The sequence below is a fragment of the Streptomyces phaeochromogenes genome (assembly GCF_001418655.1).
Classification (GTDB): domain Bacteria; phylum Actinomycetota; class Actinomycetes; order Streptomycetales; family Streptomycetaceae; genus Streptomyces; species Streptomyces phaeochromogenes.
In genome coordinates, this window is sequence record NZ_LIQZ01000046.1 from 18,834 (window position 1) to 38,489 (window position 19,656).

The 19,656-nt window shown below is 71.5% G+C and carries 11 protein-coding genes; 10 read left to right on the forward strand and 1 reads right to left on the reverse strand.

Annotated elements, in window-relative coordinates:
• Positions 1–104: 104 nt before the first annotated feature.
• The 5 genes from AOK17_RS07030 to AOK17_RS07050 all read left to right on the forward strand — a co-directional run bounded on the left by AOK17_RS07030 (position 105) and on the right by AOK17_RS07050 (position 4,727).
• A complete protein-coding gene (locus tag AOK17_RS07030) occupies positions 105–440 on the forward strand; it encodes an ArsR/SmtB family transcription factor (RefSeq protein WP_055611454.1) in 336 nt (111 codons plus the stop codon).
• Positions 437–715, forward strand: a complete 279-nt coding sequence (locus AOK17_RS07035) for a hypothetical protein (protein WP_055611455.1) — start codon at positions 437–439, stop codon at positions 713–715. Before AOK17_RS07030 ends, AOK17_RS07035 begins: the two co-directional genes overlap by 4 nt.
• 79 nt (positions 716–794) lie before the next feature.
• The gene (locus AOK17_RS07040; protein WP_157881277.1) at positions 795–1,319 is read left to right on the forward strand and encodes a hypothetical protein; all 525 of its coding nucleotides are present in this window, start codon (positions 795–797) and stop codon (positions 1,317–1,319) included.
• A 237-nt stretch (positions 1,320–1,556) separates the two neighbouring features.
• Entirely contained in the window at positions 1,557–2,597 is a 1,041-nt protein-coding gene (gene sbnB, locus AOK17_RS07045; RefSeq protein WP_055611457.1) for a 2,3-diaminopropionate biosynthesis protein SbnB, read from the forward strand.
• A gap of 276 nt (positions 2,598–2,873) precedes the next feature.
• Positions 2,874–4,727: an AfsR/SARP family transcriptional regulator gene (locus AOK17_RS07050; protein WP_055611458.1), complete on the forward strand. Its 1,854-nt coding sequence runs from the start codon at positions 2,874–2,876 to the stop codon at positions 4,725–4,727.
• A 73-nt stretch (positions 4,728–4,800) separates the two neighbouring features.
• Here the strand turns inward: AOK17_RS07050 and AOK17_RS07055 are convergent, their stop codons facing one another.
• Positions 4,801–5,421 carry a DUF4097 family beta strand repeat-containing protein gene (locus AOK17_RS07055; protein WP_055611459.1) on the reverse strand — a complete coding sequence of 207 codons (621 nt, stop codon included), beginning with the start codon at positions 5,419–5,421 and terminating at the stop codon, positions 4,801–4,803.
• A 471-nt stretch (positions 5,422–5,892) separates the two neighbouring features.
• Between AOK17_RS07055 and sbnA the strand changes: the two genes are divergently transcribed.
• The 5 genes from sbnA to AOK17_RS07080 all read left to right on the forward strand — a co-directional run.
• Positions 5,893–6,894, forward strand: a complete 1,002-nt coding sequence (gene sbnA / locus AOK17_RS07060) for a 2,3-diaminopropionate biosynthesis protein SbnA (RefSeq protein ID WP_055611460.1) — start codon at positions 5,893–5,895, stop codon at positions 6,892–6,894.
• A 110-nt stretch (positions 6,895–7,004) separates the two neighbouring features.
• Positions 7,005–9,347, forward strand: a complete 2,343-nt coding sequence (locus tag AOK17_RS07065; protein ID WP_063997176.1) for an MMPL family transporter — start codon at positions 7,005–7,007, stop codon at positions 9,345–9,347.
• A gap of 275 nt (positions 9,348–9,622) precedes the next feature.
• Positions 9,623–9,838 (forward strand): MbtH family protein, encoded by a 216-nt coding sequence (locus AOK17_RS07070; protein WP_055611461.1) that lies wholly within the window; start codon positions 9,623–9,625, stop codon positions 9,836–9,838.
• Between the two features lie 90 nt (positions 9,839–9,928).
• On the forward strand, positions 9,929–14,965 hold the full coding sequence (locus tag AOK17_RS07075) for a non-ribosomal peptide synthetase (protein ID WP_055611462.1): 5,037 nt from the start codon (positions 9,929–9,931) through the stop codon (positions 14,963–14,965).
• A partial coding sequence (locus AOK17_RS07080) for a non-ribosomal peptide synthetase (protein ID WP_157881278.1) occupies positions 14,965–19,656 on the forward strand: 4,692 nt, incomplete at its 3' end. The genes AOK17_RS07075 and AOK17_RS07080, both read left to right, overlap by 1 nt.

A 19,656-nucleotide genomic window follows, 5' to 3' on the forward strand; every position in this document is an offset into this window, starting at 1 on the left:
GCCCTTCGTCGTTGTGGCCCGTCTGTTGCACATGCCTACTCCGCAAGGCAGTTGACAACTCATCATGGCACCTGCAAGGATTTGTTTGCAGATAGAGGAGGGGCATGGAGCTTTCCGAAGTGACGGGTGATCGGCTGGTGCAGATCCTGGCCACGCTCGCCAACCCGCACCGGGTGCGCATCCTGGCCGCCCTGGCGGGTGGTCAGGACTACGTGAGCCGGCTGGCGCGCGAGCTGGGGATCAGTCGTGCGCTGCTCCAGGTCCACCTGCGCAAGCTGGAAACGGCAGGGCTGGTCACGTCGAGGCTCGTGTTGTCCGAAGACGGCAAGGCCATGAAGTACTACGACATCGAGCCGTTCTCGCTGCACCTCACACCCGAGGCCCTCGTGGCGGCCGCACTCTCTCTCACCACTGACCGAAGCCAAGGAGACCATCAATGAACCCCGTGCAGCTGGCCGCCGACGAAGGCATGATCTGGTCCTTCGGGTCCATGGGATTCATCCTCGCGTGCGCACTGCTGGTGATCTGGCCGACGATCGCCGTATGGCGCGCCAAGTCCCAGATGTCCAGGGAGGGCGACTACAAGAGCATCGCGGAGAAGGCGGTGCTGACCCAGCAGGACATGGAGCGCGAGCTGGTCGAGGTGCGGCTCCAGCTCAACGACATGAGCGACCGGGTGAAGTCCGTCGAGCGGGTGCTCAAGGACGTCGAGTGACCCGGCGCCACCCCGTTCTCCGCCCGTAGGGCTCGGCCCGCGGCCCCGCACCTCCACCCCCGCTGGAAGGACAACTGCCATGCTCCGGAACGTCGTTATGGCCCAGACGCCGACGGTCGCCCTGGCGGTGGCCGCCGACCCGGCGGCCGGGCCCGCACCGCTCCCGGAGGGCGGTCTCCGCCCGCCGGGAGCCGGTGGCGACCTGGTGCTGGCGAACAGTGGCATCGTGGTCCGGCTGGTTCCGAACGCGGCGTCCGAGGGCCGCGCGGCCCTCGTGCTGCTGGCGAACGACGAACCCATGGCGCTGACCCCGGCCCGGGCCGGCTCCGGGCGCGTGCTGGCCGGGGCGCTCCACGGCAGGCGCGGAGAGCGGCCGTGGTCGCTGGCCTGGGGACGGCTGAGCGCCGGCGAGTTGAGCGTCTGCGCCGAGTTCGTCGGCGAGGCCCAGGGCGGTCGTCCGCGTACAGTTCTGGCCACTCGCCTCGGGTCCGACTTCTGGCTCGCCGAGACGGCGGGAGACTACCGCGGGGTCACCGTCACGACCGCGGACAGCCGGCTCTACAGCGAGCTGTGGCCGGTGCCCCGGGCGTCTCGCGTGGTCTGAGACGCGCCTGAGATCACATTGGCATCGTCCTGTCATTGCATGAGGCTGACAGCTTGAGCGGCTGACAGTTCCGCGCCAGGACGGCAGGATTCTGACTGACGGGGAGTCCTGATAGTTCGCGAGTCTTATTGACCGTTTCTGAGCGGTCTTTGAGCGAAAATTACCCGATATCGGGACAGCCCCCTCGACGTGGTCTGGTGTGCCTCACTTCGGATGAGGCTTTGGGGGGAGTCCTGGATGTCCAAAGGCATGGCGAGACCGTCGTTCGCCGTCATCTCCGGCGCTCAGGTGCATGACGCACTGCGCGGCCAGGAGAAGAAGATCGTCGAACTGGTCGAGGAGACCTACCGGTTGCACGGAGCCGGGCAGACGGTCAATCCGCCGTCCTACTTCCTGCGCTTCCAGGACCGCCCCACCTCACGGATCATCGCCCTGCCGGGTTCCCTCGGCGGCCGGATGCGGCTGGACGGCATGAAGTGGATCTCCAGCTTCCCCGGGAACGTGGCGGACGGTCTGCCCCGGGCCTCCGCGGTGCTCGTCCTCAACGACTACGACACCGGCTACCCCTTCGCCTGCCTGGAAAGCTCCATCGTCAGCGCCACCCGCACCGCCGCCTCCGCGGCCCTGGCAGCCGACGTCCTCACCCGTGACCGCCACCGCCCCACGCGGATCGGCTTCGTCGGAACCGGACTGATCGCGCGCTACATCCACACCTTCCTCGCGGGCACCGGATGGTCCTTCGAGGACACCGGGGTGTACGACGTGGCCGCGGAGTCCGCCGAGGGCTTCCGCTCCTACCTCGACCGCACCGGCGGCGCCGGCCGCGTCACCGTGCACGAGCGGGCCGAGGACCTGATCCGCTCCAGCGACCTGGTGGTGTTCGCCACCGTCGCGGCCGCACCGCACATCACGGACCCGTCGTGGTTCGCCCACAACCCCCTGGTGCTGCACGTGTCGCTGCGCGACCTGTCGCCGGAGATCATCCTGTCCGCCACGAACGTCGTCGACGACATCGAGCACTGCCTGAAGGCGGACACCTCACCCCACCTCGCCGAACAGCGCGTCGGACACCGGGACTTCGTACACGCCACACTGCCCGAGGTGCTGGCCGGCCAGGCCGTCCTGCCCGAGGACCGGCCGCTGGTCTTCTCCCCGTTCGGCCTCGGCGTCCTCGACCTCGCGGTCGGAGGATTCGTGTACGAGGAGGTCCAGCGGCGCGGCGAACTGGCCGTCGTCGACGGCTTCTTCCACGACCTGGACCGCTACGGAGGCGACTGAACCGGCCCGTCCCGAACAGCCTTCCCGAGCGACGCCGCACGGCCGCCACGCCGTGCCCGCCGCCCCGGCCCCGCGACAGGTGCCCCCCGCCGCCTGCCGCCCACGGCTCTGGAGCCCGCGGAACAACAGCCCTCCCCACAGGGACGTTTCCCGCTCCATGAGCCAGTACGCACTAAGCCACAGCAGGCGGGCGTCCTCAGTGGGATGCACCCCTCTTGCGCATGCAATCAGAGGGAGAACATGAGATTCCTGGTTCTTGGTTCGGTCGAAGCGTGGATGACCCCCCACCACAAGGTCGCCCTCAGCGGTTCCAAGCTGAGAACCGCCCTCGCCGCGCTGGTCCTCGCACGGGGCAGGGTCGTCCCCGACTCACGGCTGTCCGCCCTGCTGTGGGGCGAAGACCCTCCCGCGACGTCGGCCGCGCAGATACAGACGTACATGTCGCGGCTGCGCCAACTCCTCCTCGACCATGCGGAGGTGGTCCGACAGCGGCCCGGCTACCTCCTGCGTGTGCCGGACGGTACGCGGGAGGCGGGCACCTGGGACACGGACGTGGCCGAGTTCGAGCACTTCGCCGCGCGCGGCCGTGACGCCCAGGCCGCGGGCGACGCCGACAGTGCCGCGCACCTGCTGCACCGGGCCCTGGCGGTCTGGCGCGGACCGGTGCTGGGCGGGGTGACCGAGTTCCTTGCCGAGGCCGAACGGGGGCGGCTGGAGGAGATGCGCCTCACCGTCCTGGAGCGGCGTATCGAGGCCGACTTCGCTCTTGGGCGGCATGCCGAACTCGTCTCCGAGCTGATCGGCCTGACCGCCTCCTACCCCCTCCGCGAGCAGTTGTGCGGCCAGCTCATGACCGCCCTGTACCGGTGCGGTCGGCAGGCGGACGCGCTCACCGTGTACCAGGAGTGCCGCCGGACCCTGACCGACGAACTGGGCATCGACCCCACCCCGTCGCTGCAGCGGCTGTATCAGTCGATCCTCGTCGCCGCTCCCGTGCTGGCCACGCCCACGGCGGCTCCCCGAAGCGAGGAGGCCCGGCCCGCGCGCACGGCCCCCGCCGAACTGCCGCCCGCGCTCCCCGACTTCACCGGACGGGAGCAGGAGGTCATACGGTTGCGGACCCAGCTCGCCGGCCGCCAGCGTGCCGGGACCCCGGCCGTGGGCGTGGTCGTCGGCATGCCGGGCGTGGGAAAGACCTCGCTCGCGCTGCACGTCGCGCACCAGCTGGTCGACGACTACTCCGACGGACAGCTCTGGGTCGACCTGCGCGGCACCTCGACGACCCCGTTGGAGCCCGTCGACGCGCTCGCCGACCTGCTGCGGGCGATGGGCGTCGACAGCCGGGACATCCCGGCCGGCCTCGCCGAACGCACCCGGCTGTACCGCAGCACGCTCGCCGACCGGCGCTGCCTGATCGTGCTGGACGACGCGGCGGGCGCCTGGCAGCTACGGCCCCTGGTGCCGGCCGCTCCCGGCTGCGGTGTCCTGGTCACCGGCCGGACCCAGTTGACCGCCCTGGAAGGGGTACGCCCCATCCGCCTCGGCACCTTCACCCGGTCCGAGGCGACCGCGCTGTTGCGCAGCACGGTCGGCGAGGAGCGGATCGGCGCCGATCCGCAGTCGGCCGAGGAACTCGCGGAGGCCTGCGGGGGGCTTCCGCTGGCGGTGCGGATCGCCGGATCGCGGCTGGCCGCCCGGCCGCACTGGACCCCGCGCGGACTGGCCGACCGGCTGAACGACCCGCGGCGCGGCCTGGACGAGTTGTGCCTGGCCGACCTGCGGGTGCGCGACGCCATGGAGGCCAGTTACCGCCGGCTGACCGAGCCCGCCCGGCGCGCGCTGCTCGTGCTGGCCCGGCCCGACGTCCCCGCGTTCAGCGCGCGTACGGCGTCGCTGCTGCTCGACCTGCCTCTGGAGGCGGCGCAGGACCTGGTGGAACTCCTGGTCGACGACCACCTGTTGCAGCCCGTCGACGGCGACAACCGCGGCTTCCGCATGCACCGGCTGGTCCGGGCCTTCGGCCTGGAACAGGCGGCGCGGTGCGAGCCGGGCCACGAACAGCACGCGGCGCTCGACCGGACCGGCCGACCGCATCCGCGGCTGGTCAGCGGGCGCGGAGAAGTGGCCTGAACCCGCGCGTTCCCGGGTGAGGGGAGGCGGCGGGATCTCCGCCGGAAGCCGGGCCGCCGGCGGAGGGACGGTCTCAGGAGGTGATGGAGAGGTCCCCGCCGCCGGACTTGGCGGTCACCTTGTGCGACGAGGCGGGATCCTTCTTGACGGTCACCTTCTCCGTCCCGCCCTCGCCGTCCGCGTCGACGGCGTAGGAGCCGCCGGGCAGCCGCACGTCGATGTCGCCGCCGCCGGTGCGCACGTCGACGCTGTCCGGCGCGGACGAGAACGCGGCGTCCGCGCCACCCCCGTCGGTGGCGGCGGTGAGCTTCCCGGCCAGGCCGCTGACCTTGACGTCGCCGCCCTCGGAGGCGAGGGTCACGGACAGCGTCCGGGGCACCTCCAGCCGGTACGACACCTCGCAGGGCGACGAGTCGGACGAGCAGCCGGCGGTGTCCAGGGAGAGAGTGGAACCGCTCACCGCGTGCTTGGTCTTGGGCTTGTCACCCGAGTAACGGAACTTCTCCGTCACTTCAACGGTCGTGCGGTCGCTCGCGACCACCTCGATGAGACCACCGTTGCTCTTCACGTTCAGTGCCGAGACGGCCTCCTTCACCGTGTAGGAGCCGCTCTCGGAGGTCTCGTCGTCCGTCATGCAACCGGAGAGGAGCGCCACGAGCGTCAGGGCGGCTGCGGCGGGAGCCTTGGTTTTCACGGTGGTGTTTCCTTTGCCTTGAGTGACATGGCGCACGGAGGGCCCGAAGGTCCCGCGCGACAAGTCTGCTTACCCCGTGAAGGGCTGTCAGGCGACCTCGATGGCAGGAGGCTGCGGTGGCAGCATGTTGCCGCCCCGGGCGCCCCCGGCGAGCCCTTTCGGCCATGCGCGGTGTGCCATGGTGATGCGGTGCCCCGGCCGACGGCCCGGGCCGCCGCGCCCGCTGTCCGGACGCGAGGACACCCACCCTCAGGCACGGTCCGCCGAGGTGTGCGCGGACCGACGGGGGCGGGAGACATGGACGATCGTGGTGTTCGGGCCCCCGTGCGGCCCCCGTCGAAGCCCTCGCCATGGAAGCGCGATAGGTGCGGCATAGAGGCGCCCCGCACGCTGGTCGCGGTCAGCCGGTGGCCCGCGGCAGATTCCGACGGGCCCCGGAACAAAACGATTCAGCAGCGGAGGGCAGCCGATATGGGCCGGCCCGTGCTCAACGGAATTCTGGCGGCCATTGGGGAAACCCCCTTGGTGGAGCTGGGAAAGGTCTTCCCTGGACTGAACTCCAGGGTCTTCGCCAAGATTGAGAGGTTCAACCCGGGAGGAAGTGTCAAGGACCGGTCCGCCCTGGGCATGTTGCTCCGCAGGATCCAGGACGGCCAACTCGTCCCGGGGCGTTCGGTCGTGATCGAGTCGAGCTCCGGCAACCTGGCCGTCGGCATCGCCCAGATATGCCGCTACTACGGACTCGACTTCATCTGCGTCGTCGACGCCAAGACCACTCAGCAGAACCTGGCGCTCCTGCACGCGTACGGAGCCAAGCCCGAAGTGGTCGTGACGCCGGACCCGAACACGGGTGAGTACCTGGCGGCACGTCTGGAGAGGGTGCGGGAACTGGTGGCGACCGTGCCGGGCGCCTACTGGCCCAACCAGTACTCCAACCCGCTCAACCCGCAGGCCCACCGGGACACCATGAGGGAGATCGTCGAAACGCTGGACGGGAAGGTGGACTACCTGTTCGCCGCGGTCAGCACCTTCGGCACCCTGCGCGGATGTTCGGAGTACCTGCGCGAACAGGGGCTGGACACCACCGTCGTGGCGGTCGACGCGGTGGGCAGCAGGATCTTCGGACAGCAGGGGGCGCCCCGGCTCATCCCGGGACACGGAGCGTCCGTGCCACCGGCGCTCCTGGACCCGGACGCCGCCGACCACGTGGTCCACGTGTCCGACATCGACTGCGTCGTGGCCTGCCGTCGGCTCGTCCTGACCGAGGCGGTGCTCGCCGGAGGCTCCTCCGGCGCGACCGTGGCGGCGCTCAAGAAGTTCAGCGACCACATCACTCCCGGTTCCAACTGCGTCCTGATCTTTCCGGACGGGGGCGACAGATACCTGGACACCATCTACTCCGACCAATGGGTCAGTTCGTCCTTCGGTGAGATCTCCCACCTGTGGAAGCAGCAGAAGGACAGCGACAGCTGACCTCTGCGCCCCACCACGGTCCGCCGGCTCTCCGTGCCGGCGGACCCTCAGGCGTGTCGCGCTCACCCGCGCGGTACTTGAAGGAAACGAACGAGAAGGGAGAGCCGCACATGCCCTCCAACGGTGAGCCGGCTGCCCCCACGACCCCGCTGCCTCCGGGACGCGGACAACCCGAGCCCCTGATCGAAAGAGTGGCGGCCTGGTCGGCACGCCGCCGCAAGACCGCGCTGTTCGGCTGGTTGATCTTCGTCGTGCTCACCTTCGCGGTGGGCGCGGCCGTAGGCGGCAAGGGGCCGCAGAACCACGACCCGGGAGAGTCGGGCCGGGCCCAGGTCATGATCGAGGACGCGGGCGACGACACCCGGCCGCCCAGCGAGAACGTCCTCGTCCAGGCCGGCGCCGACTCCCCCGGCTTCCGCACCGACACCGCACTGCAGAAGGCGGTTCAGGACGTCGGCGCGACGCTGAACGGCCTGACCGGCAAGGTGTCGGACGTCGTCGTGCCGACGACCGCCGAACCCGGGGGCCTGGTCTCCGCCGACGGCCGTTCCGTGCTCGTCACCTTCTCGCTGGCCGGGTCCGGCCACGGCTGGGACAACGCGGCCGAGGTGGTGGAGCAGACCCAGCAGCGGATGGCCCAACTGGCGAAGGAACACAAGGGACTGACGATCGTTCAGGCCGGTGACGCCAGCGTCGACTTCGCCGTGGAGGAAGCCACCAGCGAGGACTTCGCCACCGCCGAACTGACCTCCATCCCCCTGACGTTGGTCATTCTCCTCGTGGTCTTCGGCGCGCTGATCGCGGCGGGCATTCCGCTGCTGCTCGCCGTGACCGCGGTCGTCGCCGCCATGGGGCTGCTGACCCTGGCCGCCAACTGGCTCCCGGTGGACGACACCGCGTCATCGGTGGTGCTCCTCGTGGGCATGGCCGTCGGCGTCGACTACACCCTGTTCTACCTGCGCAGGGAGCGTGAGGAGCGACTGGCGGGCCGCGACACCGAACAGGCCCTGCGGATCACCGCGGCCACGTCCGGCCGGGCCGTCGTCGTCTCCGGGCTGACCGTCGCCGTCTCCATGGCGGGGCTGTTCCTCACCGGCATCGACACCTTCACCGGCATGGCCGTCGGCACCATCGCCGTGGTGCTGCTCGCCGTCGTGGGCTCGCTGACCGCGCTGCCCGCCGTCCTGTCCATGCTCGGCTCCAAGGTGGACGGCCTGCGCCTCCCCTGGATCGGCCGGCGCCGCGCCGAGGCCAGCAGTTCCCGGGTCTGGACGGCCGTCGTCGCACAGGTCGTACGGCGGCCGTTGCTCTGGGGCGGGGCGGCGGTCGCCGCCCTCCTGCTGGCCGCGCTGCCCGCCGCCGGCATGCGGCTGGCCGACCCCGGACTGCAGGAGCGGTTCCCGGACAGCGTGCCGGAGATCTCCCACCTGGTCGCCATCCAGGAGGCGTTCCCCGGAAAGCCGGCGCCCGCGCAGGTCGTCGTCACCGGATCGGCCCTGGACACCGGCGCCTTCGACGAGGCGGTCACCGCCCTGCGGGAGCAGGTCGCCAAGAGCGGTGGAGCGCTGGCCGAACCCGTGCGGACCGCGAAGATCGGCGACGGCGGGACCGTGGTCGTCACCGTCCCGCTGGCGGGCAGTGGCAACGACGCCGAGTCCCAGAAGGCGCTGAAGCTACTGCGTGACACGGCACTGCCGCGCAGCCTCGGCGAGGTCGACGGACTGCGCTACGCCGTCACCGGACAGACGGCGGGGCCGGCCGACATGGCGGCCGCGCTGGACAGCCGTACACCGGTCGTCTTCGCGTTCGTCCTGGTCTTCGCCTTCCTGCTGCTCGTCTCCGCGTTCCGGTCGCTGGCGATCCCGCTGGTGTCCATAGCGCTGAACGTGCTGTCCATCGGTGCCGCGTACGGAGTCGTCACCCTGGTCTTCCAGGACGGCCACCTCAGCGGTCTGCTGGGCTTCGAGTCGTACGGCGGGATCATCAGCTGGCTCCCGCTGTTCATGTTCGTGATCCTCTTCGGACTGTCGATGGACTACCACGTCTTCATCATCAGCAGGATCAGGGAACTGCGCATGGAGGGCGCCGACACGCGTACGGCCGTGACCCGGGGCATCGGCGGCAGCGCGGGCGTGGTCACCAGCGCGGCCGTGGTCATGATCGCCGTGTTCTCGATCTTCGCCTCGCTGTCCATGCTCGACTACAAGATGCTCGGCCTCGGCATGGCGGTGGCCATCCTGGTGGACGCCACGCTGGTGCGTGGTGTGCTGCTTCCGGCGGCGCTGGCCCTGCTCGGGGACCGCAGCTGGACGCTGCCCCGGGCGCTCGCCTGGATCCCCGCGGTGGCTGCCGAGAGGAGCCCCGAACCGCCCGCCGCCCCCCACGAGGAGGCCGCGGAGGACAGCAGGACGGAGACGGAGGAGGACCGGGACAAGGACGTCGAACGGGTCTGACACCCCGTCGTCGAACGGGTCCGGCACCCCCGTCCTCCGGCACCACGCGGCCCGGTCGCCCCCACCTGCGGGGCGGCCGGGCCGCGGCGTTGCCGCCCGCCCGGCGCCCTGTGCCCCAATACCCCGGATAGCTCCGATAGAGCCGGAGTATGGGAGCCCTCGGAAGGATGGACAGCACGATGCCCGCAGCCTGACGGATATGGACGCAGGCCACGGAGCCGCTGCCGCGTCACGGCCGGCAGCACCGACACACCACCCCGACGAGGAGTCCTGTCATGGCCGACGAGCGTGCCGACGACCGCATCTACCACGTGGTCCTGAACGACGAAGAGCAGTACTCGATCTGGGCGGCCGACCGTGACGTCCCGGCCGGCTGGCGTGCGGAAGGCACCACGGGCACCCGCGAGGAGTGCTTCGCCCGCATCGGCGAGGTCTGGACGGACATGCGCCCGCTGAGCCTGCGCCGGCGCATGGAGCAGGCGAGCGCCTGACACCCGCCTCCCCACCGCCGTCGGCTGTCCGTCGGCGAGTCGTGCGCGGCCGCGCCCACCCCATCCACCGCTGACCACGCAGGAGTACCCATGAAGTCCGAGTCGGCACGGAACGGCTCGCTCGACGAGGCCATCACCGTCCACGAACTCGTCGCGAACCAGGCGGCTCGGACGCCGGACGCGGTCGCCGTCACCGAGGGGGCACAGACCCTCACCTACGCGGAACTGGAAGCGCGGGCCAACCGGCTGGCCCACCTCCTGCGCGACCAGGGGGTCGTCGCGGACTCCCGGGTCGGCATCTGCCTGGGCCGCGGCCTCGACCTGGTGACCGCCGTCCTGGGCGTGTGGAAGGCGGGCGCGGCGTACGCACCGCTGGATCCGGCCCAGCCGGGCGCCCGGCTGCTGTGGCTGCTGGAGGACCTGGGAGTCGGTCTCGTCCTGACCGACGAGGCGACGGCGCCCACCGTGGAACGCGCGGACGTCCGCCCCCTGGTCCTCGGCTCGGCCGACACCGCCCGGCAGTTGGCGGACAGGCCCCAGGACCGGGCGCCGGCCGTCGAGGTGCACCCGGCCCAGGCCGCGTACGTGATCTACACCTCCGGCTCGACGGGACGGCCCAAGGGCGTCGTCGTCACCCACGAGGGCATCGCCAACCGGGTCCGCTGGGCGGTCGACACCCACGGGCTCGGTGCCCGCGACCGGGTGCTGCAGAAGACGGCCGTCACCTTCGACGCCTCCTGCTGGGAGATCTTCGCCCCGCTCGTCAGCGGCGGCACGGTGGTGCTCGCCCCGGCCGGCGCCGAACGCGACCCCGCCGCCCTGCTGCGGGCGGTGGCCGAGCACGAGGTGAGCGTCCTCCAGGTCGTCCCCTCGGTCCTCCAGGCGCTCGCCGAGGAGCCCGGCTGGGCGGACTGCACCGCGCTGCGACTGCTGTTCTCTGCCGGTGAGCCCCTGCACGCCGAGCTGGCCCAGCGCATCCTGGCCCGCCGCCCCGGCCTGACGATCTGGAACACGTACGGCCCCACCGAGTGCGCGGTCGACGTCACGGCGCACCGCTTCGACCCGGCGACGAAGACCGGCCCGGTGCCCATCGGCCGCCCCATCCCCGGCATGCGCGTCCTGGTGCTCGACCCGTCCGGCGCCCCCGCAGCCATCGGCGCGCCCGGCGAGCTCCACGTCGGCGGTGTCGGCTTGGCCCGGGGCTACCTGGGCCGACCGGACCAGACCGCCGACCGGTTCGTGCCCGACCCGTACGGCAGGACCGGCGGTGCCCGGCTCTACCGGACCGGCGACCGGGTCCGCTGGAACCAGAACGGCTATCTGGAGTACCTCGGCCGGTTCGACGACCAGACCAAGGTGAACGGCGTCCGCATCGAACCCGGCGAGATCGAGGCGGCGCTCGTCGCCCACCCCGGCGTCCGGGGCGCCGTCGTCGTCCCCGTGAAGACCGACGACGGAGCCGCCCGGCTCGCCGCCCACCTGCTGCTGGACAGCCCCGAAGCCCTCGGCGAGGTGCGGGACTTCCTGCGCGACCGGCTGCCCGAGAGCCACGTACCGGCCGCTTTCACGGACGCCGGCGAGTTTCCGCTCACCGCCCACGGCAAGGTCGACCGGGCCGCGCTCGCCGCCCGGGGCCTGGACACGGGGCCGGCCCGTACCGCTCCGCGCACCGACGCCGAGAAGCTCGTCGCGGGAGTGTGGGAGCAGCTGCTGAAGACCGAGGGCGTCGGCGCCCAGGACGACTTCTTCCAGCTCGGCGGCTCCTCCCTCCAGCTCACCCGGCTGGCCAACCAGCTGCGGACGGCGGCCAAACGGGACGTCCCGCTGCGCGGCCTGCTCACGGCCACCACCGTCGAGGCCCAGGCACTGCTGATCGCCCCCGAGGCCGCCCCCGAGGCACAGGCCCCCGCCGAGGACCGGGCGGCCCCCGACACCATCCCGCCCGTCCCGCGCGGCGGAACGCTGCCGGTCTCCTCGGGCCAGCGCCGCCTGTGGGCACTGGACCGGATGAACCCGAACAGCGCCGAGTGGGTGGCCGGCGTCTTCCTGCCGGTCCCGCCGGAAGCGGACGGCGACGCGGTACGCACGGCACTGGACGCCCTGGTCGCGCGGCACGAGTCGCTGCGTACCCGGTACGTCACCGAGGACGGCGAGCCCCGCCAGCTCGTCGACGCCCCCGCACCCGTGGCGCTCCGCGAGACGGAGACCGCCCGGGAGGGGCTCGCGGACCTGCTCGGCACCGCCCTCGGCCACGGGTTCGACCTGGAACGCGGACCGCTGCTGCGCGCCACACTCGTGCGTACCCTCGACGACGGGCAGCGTGTCCTGCTGCTCGCCGTGCACCACATCTGCAGCGACGGCTGGTCCACGCGGGTCCTCCAGCGGGACTTCCACGAACTGATCACCGCCGCCGTCGCCGGCCGGGACGCGCTCCTGCCGCCCCTCGGCGTGCAGTACGCCGACTACGCCGACTGGCAGCGCGCCCGACTGACGGACGACACCAACGAGCGTGAACTGGCCCACTGGCGCGCCGCCCTGGACGGCTCCACACCGGTGTCCCTGCCCACCGACCGGGCCCGGCCCGCGGCCCGTGACGGTCGTGGTTCGGTGGCCGCCTTCACCGTCCCGGCCCCGGTCGTGACGGCACTCACGGAGCTTGGGCGAAGCCGTGGCGCGACACCGTTCATGACGCTGCTGACCGCCTACGCCACGCTGCTGGCCCGGCACACCGCCCAGTGGGACCTGCCGGTCGGCACACCCGTCGCGGGACGCGACCGCCCCGAACTGGAGGACGTGGTCGGCTTCTTCCTCAACAACGTGGTGCTGCGCTGCGGGCTCGACCCCGACCTCACCTTCGTCGAGGCCCTGGACCGCGTCCGCGACACCTGCCGGGACGCCTTCGCCCACCAGGACCTGCCGTTCGACCTCCTCGTCGAGGATCTGGCGCCCGAGCGCGACCTGTCCCGGACGCCGCTGTACCAGGTCGCCTTCGACCTGCACGACCAGGAGTTCACCGGCCGTGCCACCGGCCTGGAGGACACCGACACCGTCGTGGACGCCTGGCGGCTGGCCCACACCGATCTCACCGTGCTGATGCGCCGGGCCGCCGACGGCAGCATGGACGGCGCCTTCGAGTACGCGACCGCGTTGTTCGAGCACCGGACGATGGAGCGGCTGGCCGACCGGTTCCCGCACCTGCTGCGGGCGGTGGCGGCCGGCCCCGACACCCGGCTCGCCGATCTGCCCGTCCTCCCGGCGCACGAGAGCGCACTGCTCGCGGAGTGGTCGGCGGGTGTGGGACCGGTGGTGGAGCGGCCGGTCGTGGAGATGTTCGAGGAGCAGGCCGCCCGCGTGCCGGACGCGGTGGCCGTGGTCTGCGGCGACACGTCGCTGACCTACGCGGAACTCGACGCGCGCGCCAACCGGCTGGCCCGGCACCTGCGCTCGTCGGGAGTGGACGCGAAGTCGCCGGTCGGCGTGCTGCTGGAACGGGACGTCGAGCTGATGACGGCGCTGCTGGCCGTGTGGAAGGCCGGGGCCGGCTACGTGCCGCTGGATCCCGTACTGCCCGAGCGGCGCGTCGCCGGGATGCTGGACGACGCCGGGGCCCGGGTGCTGATCACCCGGGGCCGGCCGGTGGCCGGGTACGACGGCACGGTCGTCGACCTGGAGACCGACGCGGCGGCCGTCATGGCACAGTCCGCGACGCGGCCGGACGGCACCGTCGACGTGGACGGGCCGGCGTACGTGGTGTTCACCTCCGGCTCCACGGGCCGCCCCAAGGGCGTGCTGGTCCCGCATCGCGGCCTGGCCAACCACGTGGGCTGGGCCGTGCGGGAGCTCGCGTCGTGCGGTGACGGCGGCGGGGCCGTGTTCTCGTCCATCGCCTTCGACCTGGTCGTACCCAACCTGTGGGCGCCGCTGTGCGCCGGTCAGCGCGTGGCTCTCTTCCCGTCCGGCGCGGGGCTGGACGAGCTGGGCGGCTGGCTGGTGGAGCAGGGGCCCTTCAGCTTCCTGAAGCTGACCCCCGGTCACCTGGAGGTGCTGTCGCACCAGGTCACGCCCGAGCAGGCCGCCGCTCTGGCGGGTGTCGTGGTCGTGGCCGGCGAGGCACTGCCGGGCGCCCTCGGAGCCCGTTGGGCCGGCTGGCTGGGCGAGGGCCGGCTGATCAACGAGTACGGGCCGACCGAGGCGTCCGTCGGCACCACGGTCCACTCCGTGCCGGCCGACGCGGCAGGCGTGGTGCCGATCGGGCGCCCGCTGCCCGGGATGCGTGTGCACGTGCTGGACGAGCGGATGCGGCCGGTGCCGGTGGGCGCGCTCGGCGAGCTGTACGTCGGCGGAGCCGGTGTGGCCCACGGGTACCTGGGCCGGCCGGAGCTGACGGCGGAGCACTTCGTGCCCGACCCGTTCGGACCCGCGGGCGCCAGGCTGTACCGCACCGGCGACGTGGTGCGCTGGAACGCGGCCGGGGCCGTGGAGTTCCTGGGACGCGTCGACGACCAGCTGAAGATCCGCGGATACCGGGTGGAGCCCGCCGAGGTGGGCGCGGCGCTGGTGACATGCCCGCTGGTGCGCGAGGCGGTGGTCGTGGCCCGCACGGAGGACGCCGACGGCCAACCGCGCCTGGTCGGTTACGTGGTTCCCGCGGCCGGCGCGGGCACGGCTCCGGCGGAGGAACTGGCGGCGCACCTCGCGCAGTCGCTGCCGGAGTACATGGTGCCCTCGGTCTTCGTCGAACTGGACGCCGTCCCGCTGAACGCCAACGGGAAGGTCGACCGCGACGCTCTGCCCGCCCCGACCGCCGGCACCGAAGGACCCGAACGGATCGCGCCCCGGAACGCCGTCGAGGAGCGGATCGCCGAACTGTGGCAGGACGTCCTCGGCGAGTCCGGGTTCGGCGTGCACGACAGCTTCTTCCAGGTCGGCGGCAACTCCATCCTCGCCATCCGCCTGATCGCCGCACTCCGCGCCGAGTACGAGATCGACCTCCCGGTCCGCGCCCTGTTCGAGGGTCCGACCGTCGCGGCGCTCGCCGACTCGGTCGAGACCTGCATCAGAACCGAAATCGACATGATGTCCGACCGAGACGTGGCGGACTCGATGCTGCCGAAGGAGCAGAACTGATGAGCAACGGGGGCCCCGAGTCCAACGCCGTCCCTTCCGCCGCCGGAGCTGCCCGTGAGGAACTGCTGCGCCGACGGCTGGCCGGCGGACGGTCGGGAGGCCGCCGCTCGGGGATCCCGACGGCCGACCGCACCACGCCGCTGCCGCTGTCCTCCGGCCAGCAGCAGATGTGGTTCCTCCAGCGCCTCGACCCGGACAGCACCGAGTACCTGGTTCCCCTCGTGGTACGCCTTCGGGGAGCCCTGGACGCCCCGGCGCTGGAGCGTTCCCTGGGCGAGATCAGCGCACGGCACGAGATCCTGCGCACCCGCTACGCGATGGCGCCCGACGGACACCCGGTCCAGATCGTCGACGCACCCGTCGAGTCCGCCGCCGTCCTGCCACTGGAGCAGGTGCCCGGCGAGTCCTCCGCGGAGCGCGAGCGCCGGCTCACCGAACTGGTCGCGGCGCAGACCTCGACCCCGTTCGACCTCGAAACGGACTGGCCGCTGAGGGCCGGCCTGCTGCGCCTCGCCGACGACGACCACGTCCTGTGCCTGGTCTTCCACCACATTGCCTGCGACGCCTGGTCCACCCGCATCCTCCTGACCGAACTCAGCGCCCTGTACGGCGCGTTCAGCGAGGGCCGGCCGTCCCCGCTCGCACCCCTCCCGGTGCAGTACGGCGACTACGCGGCCTGGCAGCGCGACCAGCTCACCGGCGAGTCCCTGCAGCGGCAGCTCACCCACTGGCGCCGGACGCTGGAGGACGCCGCCCCCACCGAGCTTCCGACGGACCGGTCGCGCCCCGCCGCGCGGGACCACGCCGGGGCGGAGGTGCTCTTCGACTTCCCCGCGGGACTGCCGAAGTCGGTGCGCCAACTCGCCGCCGTCCACGGGACGACTCCGTTCACCGTCATGATGGCCGCCTTCCAGGCGGTGATAGCCCGCAGCACCGGGCAGAGCGACCTGTCCATCGGTACGGTCGTCTCCGGACGGGCCCAGCCCGAGCTGCAGTCGCTCATCGGATACGGCATCAACAGCCTTGTCCTGCGCGGCCGTTGGGACGAGAACACCGATCCCGCCTTCACCGAGCTGCTGGACGGCACCCGCCGCACCGTACTGGACGCGTTCGACCACCAGGAGGTGCCGTTCGGCCGGCTGGTGGACGAACTCCAGCCGGAACGCGACCTGTCACGAACTCCGCTCTACCAACTCGCGTTCACCATGCACGAGTCGCGGCTCGACGCCGTCGACCTGAAGGGTCTGCGCGTCGAACCGCTCTCCGGCGGCGTTCCCGTGGCCAAGTGCGACCTGACCCTGCAGGTCGAGGAGGCCATCGACGGCTCGTTCCACGGCCGTATCGAGTACGCGAGCGCCCTGTTCGACCCGGAGACCGCGCAGCGCACGGCCCGCCACTTCCTCCAGCTCCTGCAGAGTGCCGTCGCCGCTCCGTCCACCCCGATCTCCCGGCTGGAGATGCTCGACACCGCCGAGCTCGCCATCGTCGGCGGAGCCCTCGACGGCCACGTGCCATCGGCTCCGGTGGAGCGGTGCGTCCATGAGGTGTTCGAGGAGCGGGCGGCGCTGACGCCGGACGCGGTGGCGGTGATCGCCGGTGATGTGTCGCTCACCTACGCCGAGTTGGACGCGCGGGCCAATCAACTCGCCCATCACCTGAGGGCGTTGGGGGTGGGTCCGGAGTCGCTGGTGGGTGTGTGCCTGGAGCGCGGTCCGGACCTGATGCCGGCGTTGCTGGGTGTGCTGAAGGCGGGTGCGGGCTATCTGCCCCTGGATCCGGCGAACCCGGCGGACCGTTTCGGGTTCGTACTGGCGGACGCGGGCGCCGAGGTCGTCGTCACGGCCGGTGACCTGGTCTCCGTCCTGGACGGTGTCCACGACGGCGAACTCGTCGTCCTCGACCGGGATGCCGAACTGATCGCGTCCCGCCCGGAGTCCGCTCCGGAGGTGTCGGTGTCGCCGGACAACATCGTGTACGTCATCTACACCTCGGGTTCGACGGGCCGGCCGAAGGGCGTCACGCTGGCGCACACGCAGGTGGTGCGGCTGCTGGAGACCGCGCGGGAGCACCTCGACTTCGACGAGCACGACGTGTGGACGATGTTCCACTCGTACGCCTTCGACGTCTCGGTGTTCGAGATGTGGGGTGCCCTGTTCCACGGCGGGACGCTGGTCGTGGTGGAGCGTGAGGTCACGCGCTCGCCCGACGACTTCCTCGACCTGCTGGTGGAGCAGCGGGCCACAGTGCTGTCGCAGACACCGACGGCCTTCCGCTCGTTGGTGGCTGCGGCCGGCCAGGGCGATCCGCGGATCGACCGGCTGGCTCTGCGTGCGGTGATCTTCGCGGGAGAGAAGCTGGAGGTCGGCGAGCTGCGTCCGTGGACGGACCGGCTGGGCCTGGAGCGTCCCGCGCTGGTGAACATGTACGGCATCACCGAGACCACCGTCCACACCACCTACTACCGGGTCGGCGACGAGGACTTCGGACCGTCGGTGGCCAACCGCGTCGGCTACCCCCTCAGCGACCTCACCGTCTCCCTGCTGGGCCGGTTCGGCGAGTTGGTGCCGGTGGGTGTGCCGGGTGAGATCCACGTGGGTGGTCCGGGTGTGGCCCGGGGGTATCTGAACCGTCCGGAGCTGACCGCTGAGCGGTTCGTGCCGGACCCGTTCGGTCCGCCCGGTGCCCGCCTGTACCGCAGTGGTGACCTGGCGCGTCGGCGTGCGGACGGGAGTCTGGAGTTCCTGGGGCGTATCGACGACCAGGTGAAGGTGCGGGGTTATCGCATCGAGCCGGGTGAGATCAGCGCCCGTCTGTCGGAGCACCCTGCCGTTCGCGATGCCGTGGTGATCGTCCGGGACGAGCGGCTGGTCGCCTACCTGGTTCCCGACGGGGAGGCACCGTCCACCGCCGACCTGCGGGCGTTCGTCGCCCGTGTGTTGCCGGAGTACATGGTGCCGGCGGTGTTCGTGGAGCTGGAGAGGATCCCGCTGACGGTCAACGGCAAGCTGGACCGCCGTGCGCTGCCGGTGCCGGGTGACGGGGCGTTCTCGGAGTCGGAGTACGTCGCGCCGCGTACGCCGACGGAGGAGCGGGTCGCGGTTGTCTGGCAGGAGGTGCTGGGGGTCGAGCGGGTCGGTGTCCAGGACGGGTTCTTCGAGCTGGGCGGTGACTCGATCCGGGCTGTGGCTCTGGTGGGTGCGTTGCGTGCGGCGGGGCTCGACGTGTCGGTTCGGGACGTCTTCGAGCAGCGTACGGTCGCGGGGCTGGCGGAGTTGATCACCGGGCGTCCGGCGGTGTCGGACGCGGAGCGTGGTGTCGAGCCGTTCGCGTTGATCGGTGCGCGGGACCGGGCAAAGCTTCCACAGGGTGTGGACGACGCCTACCCGTTGTCGCAGGTGCAGCTCGGGATGGTCGTCGAGATGCTGGTCGACGACAGCCGGAACAACTACCACAACGTCAGCACGTTCCGCGTCCTCGACGACCGGCCGTTCTCCTTCGCGGCCCTGGAGGCCGCGGGCCGACTGGTGGTCGAACGGCACGAGGCACTGCGCACCTCGATCGAGCTCAACGCCTACTCGGTGCCCCTCCAACTCGTCCATGACACCGCCGAACTTCCGCTCGGCACACAGGATCTGCGCGGGCTCGCCCCGGAGGCGGTGGAGCAGGAGCTCCGCGACTTCACCGTGCGCGAGCGCGCCACGCTGTTCGATCTCGGTACGCCGTCCCTGATGCGCTTCTTCGCGCACGTCACCGACGGCGACTGCTGGTGGATATCGGTCACCGAATGCCACCCCGTCCTTGAGGGCTGGAGCCACCACTCCCTCCTCATGGAGATCCTGGCCCTGTACCGGCAGCTGCGGGACGGGCTGGAGCCGGAGCCGTACGACGCCCCGAGCGTGCGCTTCGCCGACTTCGTGGCCGGCGAGATCGAGTCCCTGGCCTCCACCGAGGACCGCGCCTACTGGCAGGGGATCGTCGACCGGTACGCCCCGTTCGCCCTGCCCACCGGCTGGGGCGAGCAGCAGGACGGACCGCGCGAGCTGTTCCAGGCCGGGACTTCGTGGGCGGACCTGGAGCGCGACCTGCGCAAGCTGGCGACGCATGCGAAGGCCTCGCTGAAGAGCGTGATGCTGGCGGCGCACCTGAAGGTGATGAGCCAGCTCACCGGTGAGGAAGCCCTTTTCACCGGAGTCGTCTGCGACGCGCGCCCCGAGGTGCTCGGCGCCGACCGGGTGCTCGGCATGTACCTCAACACCCTGCCGTTCGCCGTGGACCGCAGCGCGCGGACCTGGCGCGAGCTGGTCCAGCAGGTCTTCGCCCGCGAGGTCGAGCTCTGGCCGCACCGGCGTTTCCCCATGCCGGAGATCCAGCGGGACGCGGCCGGCGGCCGGCGCCTGCTGGACGTCATGTTCAACTACCAGGACTTCCGGCAGATGGACGCCACCCTCGTGGACGACCGGGCGGGCCTGGACGACAGCCCGACCGAGTTCCCGCTCACGGTCTCGTCCCGTGCCGGACACGTCATCCTGACCGCCGACCCGCGCATGCTCAGCCGCGCCCACGCCGAGCGGCTCGTGGGCATGTACCGCGCCGTCCTTGAGGCCATGGCCGCCGACGCCGACGGCGACGCACAGGCGGTGTACCTGCCCGGCGACGAACGGGAACTGCTGCTCTCCGCTGCGGGGCCGGTG

Coding starts and splice junctions, on each gene's coding strand:
- AOK17_RS07070 (WP_055611461.1), top strand. CDS start 9,623: ATGGCCGACGAGCGTGCCGACGACCGCATCTACCACGTGGTCCTGAAC.
- AOK17_RS07030 (WP_055611454.1), top strand. CDS start 105: ATGGAGCTTTCCGAAGTGACGGGTGATCGGCTGGTGCAGATCCTGGCC.
- sbnA (WP_055611460.1), top strand. CDS start 5,893: ATGGGCCGGCCCGTGCTCAACGGAATTCTGGCGGCCATTGGGGAAACC.
- AOK17_RS07050 (WP_055611458.1), top strand. CDS start 2,874: ATGACCCCCCACCACAAGGTCGCCCTCAGCGGTTCCAAGCTGAGAACC.
- AOK17_RS07075 (WP_055611462.1), top strand. CDS start 9,929: ATGAAGTCCGAGTCGGCACGGAACGGCTCGCTCGACGAGGCCATCACC.
- AOK17_RS07035 (WP_055611455.1), top strand. CDS start 437: ATGAACCCCGTGCAGCTGGCCGCCGACGAAGGCATGATCTGGTCCTTC.
- sbnB (WP_055611457.1), top strand. CDS start 1,557: ATGTCCAAAGGCATGGCGAGACCGTCGTTCGCCGTCATCTCCGGCGCT.
- AOK17_RS07065 (WP_063997176.1), top strand. CDS start 7,005: ATGCCCTCCAACGGTGAGCCGGCTGCCCCCACGACCCCGCTGCCTCCG.
- AOK17_RS07040 (WP_157881277.1), top strand. CDS start 795: ATGCTCCGGAACGTCGTTATGGCCCAGACGCCGACGGTCGCCCTGGCG.